Here is an 11,984-nt window from a genome sequence, read left to right as displayed (position 1 = left end):
ACAAGAGGCCTCCTTCGGGAGGCCTTTTTTGTGCTCGTCTTTCGCCGCGTTACGTACATACATATGTAACGCAGTTGAGATCACCCGTTGAGGCAATATAGTCAGCACTCCGACTTTTCCGAACACGTGCCTCGACGATCGCGAGCCAGAGTACTCATGCGAGAACACACCCTTATGCCCAAGCTGATTCAGATCACCCTCTTCGCGCTGGCCGTGTTTGCGCCAGGCCTTTATGCAGCGAACACTCAGCAGCCTCCCGCACAGCTTCAACCGCTCATCGCAGCCATGGAGCAACGCTTGGAAATCGCCAATGACGTGGCGCGCAGCAAATGGCACAGCGGCAAGCCGGTTCAGGACAGTGAGCGCGAGCGCCAGGTGATTCAGAACGCCGAGTCACGGGCGAGTGAATTCAAGCTGGGCGCCGACGACGTACGCGATTTCATGACCGCCCAGATGGAAGCCAACAAGATGGTGCAATACGCGCGTATCGAGCAGTGGCGCGAAACCGGCCACTCCCCGGAGAAGCCAGACGTCAACCTGACCGATGGCATCCGGGGTCGGCTGGATACGCTGCTGCCGGTGTTGATGCAAAGTTACTCGGCGTTTCAGCCTTACCGCAGCGATGCCAAATGCGCTGGCTGGGTGCAGTCGGAAATCCAGCGACAGGCAAGTGATCCCGTCATTGAGACCGCGCTGCAACGGGCGGGAGGCGACCTCTGCCGGACCACACCAAGCGCGTGAGCGGGTGCGCAGGTCCGCTTCTCGAATGACACCGTCGATCAGTATTCCTCTATGCTGACCCGTGCCGCGTCATGGATTTAGCGCGGCACCATTGTTGGTTGTCCTGATCGCTACACTGGAGTGTTCATGCGTCAATGTCTTGCCCTTCTGTTGCTGGTATTTGCGCTGCCCGCTGCCGCGCAGATTTACAAATACACCGATGCCTCCGGCAATACGGCGTACAGCAACCAGCCGCCGAACGGGACCAAAGCCGAAACCGTCGAGCTGCCGCCACTCAACAGTGTCGAGACCGTCGTCCCTGCACCGCCGCCGCCACTGCCCGCGACGCAGAACCAGAACCAGAACCAAACCCGGGACCAGCAAAGCGCCGCCGCCTATCAGGTGCTCGCGCTGAAAGACCTGCCCCAGGACGAAGCGCTTCGTGCCAATAACGGCTCGTTCACTGTTGGCGTGGCCATAGAGCCCCGTTTGCAGCCTGGGCATTTGTTGCAGTTGGTGGTGGACGGCGCACCCTATGGCCAGCCCACGAATATTCCTCGGCTGCAGGTCATGGAGCTTGATCGGGGCGAACACAGCTTTTCCGTTCAGGTGCTGGAAAATCAGCGTTCGATCCAGCAAAGCGAGACGGTCAATCTGACAGTGCAGCGAGTCCATGTTGGCCGGCCTTAAATACGTCTACCAGTTGGCCGTCGCTTTGTGCCTGCTGTCCAGCGTGAGCCAGGCCGTTTTGGCGGAGGTGTATACCTACGTCGATGCAGACGGCAATCGGGTCTTCACCGATCAGCCTCACCGCAATGCTAAGAAGGTCGACATAGCGCCGACCAACCGGGTCGATCAGCCCACGAAGGCGCCCAGTCGGGCATCCACACCGAAGCCAGCGGCGAGACCCATCTTCCATTATCAGTTGCTGCGCATTCTGGCGCCGGAACCCGACAGCACGATCCGCGACATTGAAGGCAATCTGAATGTCACCGTCAGCAATGATCCCGAGTTGCAGCCGGATCACTTGTACCGGTTACTGCTCGACAGCAAACCCTACGGCGAGCCGACGCGCAGCCCGGTTTTCCCGCTGACGAACATCGACCGTGGCACTCACCAGCTGTCCGTAGAGATCATTGATCAGTACGGGCGAGTGCTGGAGCGAACCCCCAATCAACCCTTTCACCTGATACGCATCTCTCTGGCCCAGAAGCGGCTCGCACAGCCCTGTAAAAACGATGATTACGGTGCGCGCCCCGAATGCCCTATCAAGGACAAGCCGGAAGAAGAATCGAGTTTCTTTTCGTTCTTCCGCTAAACCCTGCCCGACCGGCTATGCTCTATTATGGTGCACAACCTGAACGAGCTTTCGCGTAAAAAGCCCATTTTGGTTCGGCGCTCAGGAATCCATGCACTGTCGCCGGGCCAGCCGTCCAAAAAACGTTCGTAATTCCTCAATCCGCGCTTCTTTTCGGAGCCTTGGTTTGGTTTTTGCATTTTGTAATGAATGCGCGAGCACACCACACGTTCTAGCGGTTCCATACGCTGGCAAAGACCAATCAGAGCCTGCACTCACGGCCCAGCCCGAGTGCATAGAGCCAAAAGAGGTCACCGGGATTCATGACTATCAGCGATGCGTTGCATCGGTTGTTACTCGACAACCTGACCACTGCCACGATTCTGCTCAACTCGGACCTGCGCCTCGAGTACATGAATCCTGCCGCTGAAATGCTGCTGGCCATCAGTGGTCAGCGCAGCCACGGCCAATTCATCAGCGAGCTGTTCACCGAATCTGCCGAAGCGCTCAGTTCGCTTCGTCAGGCAGTGGAGCAGGCGCACCCGTTCACGAAACGTGAAGCGATGCTGACCGCATTGACCGGCCAGACGTTGACGGTCGACTACGCTGTCACGCCGATTCTTTCCCAGGCCGAGACCATGCTGCTGCTGGAAGTCCACCCCCGTGATCGCTTGCTGCGGATCACCAAGGAAGAGGCTCAGCTGTCCAAGCAGGAGACCACCAAAATGCTGGTGCGTGGCCTGGCCCATGAAATCAAGAACCCCCTTGGCGGGATTCGCGGCGCCGCGCAGTTGCTGGCACGCGAGCTGCCGGAGGAGAGCCTCAAGGACTACACCAACGTCATCATCGAAGAAGCCGACCGCCTGCGTAATCTGGTCGATCGCATGCTGGGCTCGAACAAGCTGCCGATGCTGGCGATGACCAACGTGCATGAAGTGCTCGAGCGCGTGTGCAGCCTGGTCGAAGCCGAAAGCCAGGGATGCATCACCATCGTGCGCGACTACGACCCGAGCATTCCCGATGTGCTGATTGACCGCGAGCAGATGATTCAGGCCGTGCTCAATATCGTGCGCAACGCCATGCAGGCCATCAGCAGCCAGAACGAGCTGCGTCTGGGCCGCATCAGCCTGCGCACCCGCGCCATGCGCCAGTTCACCATCGGCCATGTGCGCCATCGTCTGGTCAGCAAGATCGAAATCATCGACAACGGCCCCGGCATTCCGCCGGAGCTGCAAGAAACCATTTTTTACCCCATGGTCAGCGGCCGCCCGGATGGCACCGGGCTGGGCCTTGCCATTACCCAGAACATCATCAGTCAGCACCAGGGGCTGATCGAGTGTGATAGCCACCCTGGCCATACAACATTCTCGATCTTCCTGCCGCTGGAACAAGGAGCAGCGTCGACATGAGCCGTAGTGAAACTGTCTGGATCGTCGATGACGACCGTTCCATCCGCTGGGTACTGGAGAAAGCCCTGCAGCAAGAGGGCATGACCACGCAGAGTTTCGACAGCGCCGATGGCGTGATGAGCCGCCTGGCCCGTCAGCAACCGGACGTGATCATTTCCGACATCCGCATGCCCGGCGCCAGCGGCCTGGACTTGCTGGCGCGCATTCGCGAACAGCATCCACGCCTGCCGGTCATCATCATGACCGCTCACTCGGACCTCGACAGCGCCGTGGCGTCCTATCAGGGCGGTGCGTTCGAGTACCTGCCCAAGCCGTTCGACGTTGACGAAGCCGTTTCGCTGGTCAAACGCGCCAATCAGCACGCTCAGGAGCAGCAGGGCCTGGCCGTTCCGCCAACCTTGACCCGCACCCCGGAAATAATCGGCGAAGCGCCGGCGATGCAGGAGGTGTTTCGCGCCATCGGCCGTTTGAGCCACTCCAACATCACCGTGCTGATCAACGGCGAGTCCGGGACCGGTAAAGAGCTGGTTGCCCACGCCCTGCACCGCCACAGCCCACGCTCGGCTTCGCCGTTCATTGCGCTGAACATGGCAGCGATTCCGAAAGACTTGATGGAGTCCGAGCTGTTCGGCCACGAAAAAGGCGCGTTCACCGGCGCGGCGAACCTGCGTCGTGGGCGTTTCGAGCAAGCCGACGGCGGCACCCTGTTTCTCGATGAAATCGGCGACATGCCAGCCGATACCCAGACCCGACTGCTGCGCGTATTGGCTGACGGCGAGTTCTACCGGGTGGGCGGCCACGTGCCGGTCAAAGTCGACGTGCGCATCATTGCGGCGACCCACCAGAATCTGGAAACCCTGGTCCAGGCCGGCAAGTTCCGCGAGGACTTGTTCCACCGCCTGAACGTGATCCGCATCCATATTCCGCGCATGTCCGATCGTCGCGAAGACATCCCGACGCTGGCACGCCACTTCCTCAGCCGCGCTGCGCAGGAACTGGCTGTTGAGCCCAAGCTGCTGAAGGCGGAAACCGAGGAATACCTCAAGCACCTGCCGTGGCCGGGCAACGTCCGTCAGCTGGAAAACACCTGTCGCTGGATCACGGTAATGGCGTCGGGCCGCGAAGTGCATGTCAGCGATCTGCCACCTGAACTGCTGAGTCTGCCCCAGGACGCTGCCCCGGTGACCAACTGGGAACAAGCGCTGCGCCAATGGGCCGATCAGGCACTGGCCCGGGGTCAGTCCAGCCTGCTGGACAGTGCCGTGCCGACGTTCGAACGCATCATGATCGAGACCGCGCTCAAGCACACCGCCGGCCGTCGTCGCGACGCCGCCGTGCTGCTGGGCTGGGGCCGCAATACCTTGACCCGCAAGATCAAGGAGTTGGGCATGAAGATCGATGGCGGGGATGACGACGAGGGTGACGAGGGCTAAGCCCTGCGATAGGCAGCAGCGCCTGCCTGCGATGGCGTCAGTTGAAAGACGGATTCGCCGCAGGCAGGACGCCATCGCGGGCAAGAGCGCCCACGATGGCTGCGGGTTTACTCAGCCGAAGATGGCTTCTCCCACAGATTAATCCCGCCTTCCACCGCAAACCGGTCGATCTCGGCCAGTTCTTCCTGACTGAACTCAAGATTGTCGAGGGCGCCGACGTTCTCGATGATCTGCTCCGGACGGCTTGCGCCGATCAGTGCGGACGTGACGCGAGGATCGCGCAGTGTCCAGGCCAGTGCCATCTGCGCCAGGCTCTGACCGCGACGCTTGGCGATCTCGTTCAGCGCGCGCACGTGCTCGATGTTCTGCTCCGACAAATGCCCCGCCTGTAGCGACCCGCCACCGGGACGGTTGACCCGTGCGTCTTTTGGAATGCCGTTCAGGTATTTGTCCGACAGCAGCCCCTGGGCCAGCGCGGTGAATGCAATGACGCCCGAGCCGAGTTCTTCGGTGGTGTCCAGCAGGTCTTTTTCCACCCAGCGATTGAGCAGGTTATAGGCCGGCTGATGAATCAGCAGCGGCACTTTCCACTCTTTCAGCAGGCCTGCGATTTCGCGGGTTTTGGCGCCCGAATACGACGAAATCCCGATATACAGTGCTTTGCCCTGCTGCACAGCGGTGGCCAGTGCGCTCGCGGTTTCTTCCAGCGGGGTATCAGGGTCGAAGCGGTGGGAATAGAAAATATCGACGTAGTCCAGGCCCATGCGCTGCAGGCTCTGGTCGAGGCTGGCGAGCACGTATTTGCGCGATCCGCCGCCCTGACCGTAAGGCCCTGGCCACATGTCCCAGCCGGCTTTGCTGGAGATAATCAGTTCGTCGCGGTATTGCTTGAAGTCTTCCTTGAGCAGGCGACCGAAGTTGATTTCGGCACTGCCGTACGGCGGGCCATAGTTATTGGCGAGGTCGAAGTGGTTGATACCCAGATCGAAGGCCGTGCGCAGCATCGCACGCTGGGTGTCGATCGGCGTGCTGTCACCAAAGTTGTGCCACAGACCCATGGAGAGCGCTGGCAGCACCAGGCCACTGCGGCCTACGCGACGATAGGGAATGCGTTCATAACGGTTTTCGGCAGCGATGTAAGTCATCCAGTCCTCTCTTTCTTGTATGGAAGTCAGTCACAAAACGAACCTGCGAGATTACTCGGATTTCTCTGCGGCGAGGGGGTTCAAGAGAGTGGACGAACGCTACGCTCCAGCGCTGAAGGAAAGCGACGGCCATTGCATTGTTCGCTGCAGCAGAACAATGAAGGCGTTTCTGCGGCGTTTATCAGCGCGGTCTGCCATGTGAAGCTGCACTCACTTTCAAATGAATCGGAGCCTCACCATGACGCAGTCCACTCCACACATCCCCCGTCCGGTCGCCATCGTCACCGGCGCCTCCCGTGGTATCGGCGCGGAAATCGCCCGGCGCTTGAGCCACGATGGTTTCGCGGTGGTCGTGAATTACGCCAGCAGCGCGGCAGAAGCGGACGCCCTGGTTGCGCAGCTCAACGACGAGGGCGGTCAGGCCATCGCGATCAAAGCCGACGTTGCCAAGGCTGACGAGGTCCACGAACTGTTCGAGCAAACGGAAGCGAAGCTGGGCAAGGTCAATGTGCTGGTCAATAACGCCGGCGTCATGAAGGCACTGCCGCTGGCAGACACCAGCGATGAGCAATTCGATCAGGCGTTCAACATCAACACCCGAGGCACCTTCAACACGTTGCGCGAGGCCAGCGCGCGGATGAACGACGGCGGTCGCATCATCAACTTCTCCACCACTGCGCTGGCGCTGAACCTGCCGGGCTATGCCATCTATAACGCGACCAAGGCGGCCGTCGAAGCCTTCACCCATGTATTTGCCAAGGAGCTGCGCGGGCGGAATATCACGGTGAATGCCGTCGCGCCGGGGCCGGTGGCGACCGAGCTGTTCCTGCAAGGCAAAACCGAAGAGCAAATCCAGCAATTTGCCAACATGCCGCCGTTGCAGCGCCTGGGGCAGCCGGAAGATATCGCCAGCGTCGTGTCCTTTCTGGCCGGCCCGGATTCAGGCTGGGTGAATGGGCAGGTGCTGCGGGCCAATGGTGGCTTGGCTTAGGTAGAAATCGAAGGTGTAAAAGCAAGCGTGCCCGCAAGGGCGTCGTGTCCGTCCCCGGTGGGGTGACTGACACGACGCCCTTGCGGGCACGTGTTTTTTCTACAAAAGAAAGAGTCTTAACGCACCAGGTGCAGGAACTGCAGGTGGCGCTCGTACTGGTCGAGGATGTCGTTGATGACCTGTTCCTTGGTGTAGCCCACCAGGTCGTAGTCCTGACTGCCCTCGCTCAAGTGCACTTCGGCGCGGTAATAACGGCGGTTGTTCAGCTGTTTGGAGCCCATGCCGCCGCGTGCGAAGGACGGTGTGAAATAGCCACGCATGGTCACCTGGTACACAAACGGACGCTCTTCACCGTGGCCGATTTCCAGGCCCACCGTGTCGTTGGCCGGATCCGGCTGAGTCACGACGGTCAGGCCCTTCTCGACGAACACTGCCGTCACTTCTTCAATCGCCGGGCGTACGGTCTGGTCGAGGAAGCGGTAAACCTCATCACGGGACGGGAACGCCACGGCCTGAGTCAGACGCTGACGCCAGCCACCACGCCGGGATCCGGAGACCGGTGCCAGTGAATACAGCTGGGCGATCTGGCGCTGGGACTCCATGTAGAACGCCTTGTGCAGCCCCCACATCATCAGCAGCAGAATCAGCGAGAACGGCAACGAAGTCAGTACCACCGCCGACTTCAGCGCATCGATGCTGCCCGAGAACAGCAAGCCGCTGGTGATCAGCGCCGTCATCACGCCCCAGAACACACGCAGCCATTTCGGGCCATCTTCGTCCGGGCTGCCGCCTTTGGCAGAAAGCGTCGACAGCACCACGGTGCCGGAGTCGGCCGAAGTCACGAAGAACACGAAGCTGATGAACACCGTCACGGCAATGACCGTCCGGCTCCATGGGTACGTCTGCAGCATCAGGTAAAGGGTCATCGACGGATCGTCGATAGCCGATTGGCCCAACGCAGCCATGCCGTGGTTCAGCACCAGGTCGATGGCGCTGTTACCGAAAATCGACATCCACGCGAGGGTGAAGCCCAGCGGGATCAGCAGCACGCCGCAGACGAATTCACGAATGGTGCGACCACGGGAGATACGCGCGATGAACAGACCCACGAACGGCGACCAGGCAATCCACCACGCCCAATAGAACACGGTCCAGCCACCCAGCCAGTCGCTCGGGCCATCGTACGCATAGACGTCGAAGCTCTTGACCGGCAACGCGCCGAGGTAATCGCCGATGTTCTGCACCAGCGTATTGAGCAGGTGCTGAGTGGGTCCGGCAAACAACACGAACAGCAGCAGCGCGCAGGCCAGCAGCATGTTGATGTCGGACATGACCCGCACGCCCTTGTCGACGCCCGCAATGGCTACGAGGATTGCCGCGCCCATCATCAGAGTGATTAAACCGACCTGAATCCATTGGGTGTGCGGCACGTTGAACAGGTAGTCGAGCCCTGAATTCAGGTGCAGTACACCAAACCCCATGTCAGCACCGAGGCCGAAGATGGTGGCGATGATGCCGAAACCGTCGACTGCGTAACCGATCGGGCCGTTGATGCGCTTGCCGATCAACGGATACAGCGCCGAACGCAACGCCAGCGGCAGGTTATGGCGATAGGCGAAGTAGGCCAGCGCCATACCGACGAAGGCGAAAACGCCCCACCCATGCAGGCCCCAATGCAGAAACAGCAGCTGCATGGCCTGACGTGCCGATTGGGTGGTCCCGCCCTCACCCTGGGGCGGCTGCAGCATGTGGGTCAGCGGCTCGGACACGCAGAAGAAGAACAGCGTGATGCTGATCCCGGCGGCGAACAGCATGCCGGCCCAGGACAGATAGCTGAATTCGGGCTCGTCGTGGTCGGCGCCGAGCTTGATCTTGCCGTAGCCGGACAGCGCAGTGACCACAACGAACAGCAGATACAGGGTCATGGCCAGCATGTAGTACCAGCCAACGGTGTTGGCGGCCCAGTTCTGCGCGGCGAGCAACCAGGCCCCTGAGGCTTCCGGGAAGCCGATCACGACCAGTCCGAAGATGAGGATGAAGCTGGCAGCGAAGTAGAAAACAGGGCCGTTCATGCGAACAGGCGAGCTGTTCGAAGCGCTTGAATTATTCATATGAATACCGCCGCGCGGGCGAGGGGATCGATCATGCAACGTAGATGCGGCAAAGGTAGGCCTCCTGAGATCAGCGGGCAGCGAACCACCGGTTTAACTTGATTGAACGTTCAATTAAAGCACGAATAGACGGCCGGAGACTAATGCACGGTGGCGTGACGCTTAATCAGGCGAGGGTAGGACGGACGACGAAAGCCTTTCGTTCCGTGGGTTCGGTAGGGTTTTCAATGCGCTGGAAAATTATGGAGGCTTGGCGGTATGGCGACCGACGCCTTCCCGGCTAAAGCCGGTCCTACAAAAGCTATGCGGTCAATTAGTAGGACCGGCTTCAGCCGGGAAGAGGCCAGTGTGCTCACCCGAAGATTTGCGACATAACGACTGACGCCTTCCCGGCTAAAGCCGGTCCTACAAGAGCTATGCGGTCAATTAGTGGGGCCGGCTTCAGCCGGGAAGAGGCCAGTGTGCTCACCCTGAAATTTGCGATATGACGGGCTACTTCGGACAGCCATCCTCATGCTGCAGGCTCGCCTGATTGACGTTACTGCCCGCCGGGACGCCGCGCGTGAGCCACACGTTGCCGCCGATGGTCGAGCCCTTGCCGATGGTGATGCGCCCCAGAATCGTGGCGCCGGCATAGATCACTACATCGTCTTCGACGATCGGGTGACGGGCATGGCCCTTGAGCAATTGGCCGTCTTCATCGGAGGGGAAGCGTTTGGCACCGAGGGTAACGGCCTGATAGATGCGCACGCGCTCGCCGATGATCGCGGTCTCGCCGATGACCACGCCGGTCCCGTGATCGATAAAGAAGCTCGGGCCGATCTGCGCACCGGGATGGATATCGATGCCCGTGGCGGAATGGGCCAGTTCGGCGCTGATGCGCGCCAGCAGGGGCAAACCGTTGTGGTACAGATGATGGGCCAGACGATGGTGAATCACCGCCAAAATGCCCGGGTAGCACAACAACACCTCATCAACACTGCGCGCGGCAGGGTCACCGTGGTACGCCGCCAGCACGTCGGTGTCGAGGACGCGGCGAATCGTCGGCAGTGCGCTGGCGAAATCCTGAATCAGCCGTTCCGCATGCACATCCGCGCAGCTGGCATCCTGGCCTTTCTGGCGGGCGGCGTAGCGCAGTTCGAGCCGCGCCTGATCGAGCAGCGAATTCAATGCCACGTCGAGGGTGTAGCCGACGTAGAAGTCCTCGCTCTCTTCGCGCAGGTCCACCGGCCCCAGCCGCATTGGAAACAGCGCGCCGCAGAGCGCATCGAGAATGTCGCGCATGGCCTCGCGGGAAGGCAGCTCGCGGCCGCCCTTCTCCCCGCTGATTCGGCCGTTGCTGGTACGCCAGTCATCACGCGCGGCGCGCAATTCGCCCACAATCCGCTGCAGTTGCCAGTGGCCGGTCACGCCCTCGGCGCAGGATTCCGGGGACAGGTCGGGAATAGTGCTCACGCAGATTTCTCCTCAATTCAACGGCCAGTCAGGCTGTAACGGCCGAAGTGGAATCACTCTACGACATCCCTTCGCGGCAAAAAAATAACTATTTTCGTGGGGCTTCTGTGCAGGGGATGGAGGACGCCGGGCGGTTGCCCTGTGGGAAACGTCTGCCTATAGTCCTGCGACTCAATTGCAGACCTGTCGACGCCACCATGATCAAACAACAGCTCGCCCGTTTTAATCGTCTGGAATTGCTCGGCGGTCCGACGCCCTTTGAAAAGCTCGAACGCCTTTCGAACTGGGCCGGGCGCGACATTTACGTGAAACGCGACGACATCACCCCGCTGGCCATGGGCGGCAACAAGCTGCGCAAGCTGGAATACCTCGCGGCCGATGCCCTGGCTCAGGGCTGTGACACGCTGATCACTGCGGGCGCCATTCAGTCCAACCACGTGCGTCAGACGGCTGCCCTCGCCGCCCGCCTCGGCCTGGGTTGTGTGGCGCTGCTGGAAAACCCGATTGCAACCGACGACAGCAATTACCTGGGCAACGGCAATCGCCTGCTGCTGGATTTGTTCGATACCAAGGTCGAATTGGTCGAGAACCTCGACAACGCCGACGACCAGTTACAAGCCCTGGCCAGCCGACTTCGCCTCAGCGGCAAGAGGCCCTATCTGGTGCCAATCGGCGGTTCGAATGCCCTCGGCGCGCTGGGTTATGTGCAGGCCGGTTTTGAGCTGGCCGAGCAGATCAAGCAAAGCGGCCTGTCATTCGCGGCCGTCGTGCTCGCGTCGGGCAGTGCCGGCACCCACAGCGGCCTGGCGTTGGCGCTGGCGGAAGAACTGCCTGAGCTTCCGGTGATAGGCGTGACCGTATCGCGTCCGGAAGAAACCCAGGCGCCCAAGGTTCAGCGCCTGGCCGAGCAAACCGTCGAACTGCTGGGCGAATCATTGCCCGCCGCATTCAAGGTGCAGCTGTGGGATGAATACTTCGGCCCACGGTACGGCGAGCCGAATGCCGGGACGTTGGCGGCAATCCGGCTGGTGGCCAGCCATGAAGGGCTGTTGCTGGATCCGGTTTACACCGGCAAAGCCATGGCTGGACTGCTCGACGGCATTGGCCGGCAGCGCTTCGAAGACGGCCCGATCGTCTTTCTCCACACCGGCGGCGCGCCAGCTTTGTTTGCGTATCAAGACGTCTTTTCGGCGGGATAGGGCCTTCGTCCCGCTGCCACGCAAACCGTCGCGTGAACGCCATATTCCAGAAACTGATAACCGATCCGCTTTTTATTATTTTTCATCGTTGGGCTCGAGTCTTATGATCGCCGCCAGCCGGCGTGCAGAGCGTTGCAGGCGACTGAAAAAGCTGGATAAACGCGTGATGCCAACGTAGCTTCGTCGGGTCTGATACTTGCCTGACATTCCAATTAAAACAGGGG

At 60.6% G+C, this 11,984-nt stretch carries 10 protein-coding genes; 7 read left to right on the top strand and 3 right to left on the bottom strand.

Going from position 1 to position 11,984, the window contains the following annotated elements; all coding sequences use genetic code 11:
* Positions 1-174: 174 nt before the first annotated feature.
* The 5 genes from IFT47_RS13180 (at position 175) to ntrC (ending at position 4,859) form a co-directional block, all read left to right on the top strand.
* Positions 175-741 (top strand): chorismate mutase, encoded by a 567-nt coding sequence (locus IFT47_RS13180; protein ID WP_192173011.1) that lies wholly within the window; start codon positions 175-177, stop codon positions 739-741.
* A gap of 126 nt (positions 742-867) precedes the next feature.
* Entirely contained in the window at positions 868-1,410 is a 543-nt protein-coding gene (locus tag IFT47_RS13175; RefSeq protein ID WP_192173012.1) for a DUF4124 domain-containing protein, read from the top strand.
* Positions 1,394-2,038: a DUF4124 domain-containing protein gene (locus IFT47_RS13170; protein WP_192173013.1), complete on the top strand. Its 645-nt coding sequence runs from the start codon at positions 1,394-1,396 to the stop codon at positions 2,036-2,038. Before IFT47_RS13175 ends, IFT47_RS13170 begins: the two co-directional genes overlap by 17 nt.
* A gap of 302 nt (positions 2,039-2,340) precedes the next feature.
* Positions 2,341-3,426: a nitrogen regulation protein NR(II) gene (glnL, locus tag IFT47_RS13165; protein WP_074890143.1), complete on the top strand. Its 1,086-nt coding sequence runs from the start codon at positions 2,341-2,343 to the stop codon at positions 3,424-3,426.
* Positions 3,423-4,859 (top strand): nitrogen regulation protein NR(I), encoded by a 1,437-nt coding sequence (gene ntrC, locus IFT47_RS13160; protein ID WP_074890141.1) that lies wholly within the window; start codon positions 3,423-3,425, stop codon positions 4,857-4,859. The genes glnL and ntrC overlap by 4 nt, the downstream gene beginning before the upstream one ends.
* 107 nt (positions 4,860-4,966) lie before the next feature.
* Here ntrC and mgrA read toward each other — a convergent pair whose 3' ends face one another.
* A complete protein-coding gene (mgrA, locus tag IFT47_RS13155; protein WP_192173014.1) occupies positions 4,967-6,004 on the bottom strand; it encodes an L-glyceraldehyde 3-phosphate reductase in 1,038 nt (345 codons plus the stop codon).
* Positions 6,005-6,242: 238 nt separating this feature from the next.
* Between mgrA and IFT47_RS13150 the strand changes: the two genes are divergently transcribed.
* Positions 6,243-6,995, top strand: a complete 753-nt coding sequence (locus tag IFT47_RS13150; RefSeq protein WP_192173015.1) for an SDR family oxidoreductase — start codon at positions 6,243-6,245, stop codon at positions 6,993-6,995.
* A 116-nt stretch (positions 6,996-7,111) separates the two neighbouring features.
* Here the strand turns inward: IFT47_RS13150 and betT are convergent, their stop codons facing one another.
* Positions 7,112-9,106 carry a choline transporter BetT gene (gene betT / locus IFT47_RS13145; protein ID WP_192173016.1) on the bottom strand — a complete coding sequence of 665 codons (1,995 nt, stop codon included), beginning with the start codon at positions 9,104-9,106 and terminating at the stop codon, positions 7,112-7,114.
* A 492-nt stretch (positions 9,107-9,598) separates the two neighbouring features.
* Positions 9,599-10,543, bottom strand: coding sequence for a serine O-acetyltransferase EpsC (gene epsC / locus IFT47_RS13140; RefSeq protein WP_197983925.1), 945 nt, complete (start codon positions 10,541-10,543; stop codon positions 9,599-9,601).
* Between the two features lie 215 nt (positions 10,544-10,758).
* On the opposite strand from epsC, the gene IFT47_RS13135 reads away from it, so the two are divergent.
* Entirely contained in the window at positions 10,759-11,760 is a 1,002-nt protein-coding gene (locus IFT47_RS13135; RefSeq protein ID WP_192173017.1) for a D-cysteine desulfhydrase, read from the top strand.
* The last annotated feature ends 224 nt before the right edge of the window (positions 11,761-11,984 follow it).

The sequence above is a fragment of the Pseudomonas sp. CFBP 13711 genome, assembly GCF_014842265.1.
In the GTDB taxonomy this organism is placed as follows: Bacteria; Pseudomonadota; Gammaproteobacteria; order Pseudomonadales; family Pseudomonadaceae; genus Aquipseudomonas.
The sequence above is the reverse complement of the archived record's forward strand: the minus strand, read 5'-3'. Positions and strand labels throughout refer to the sequence as shown.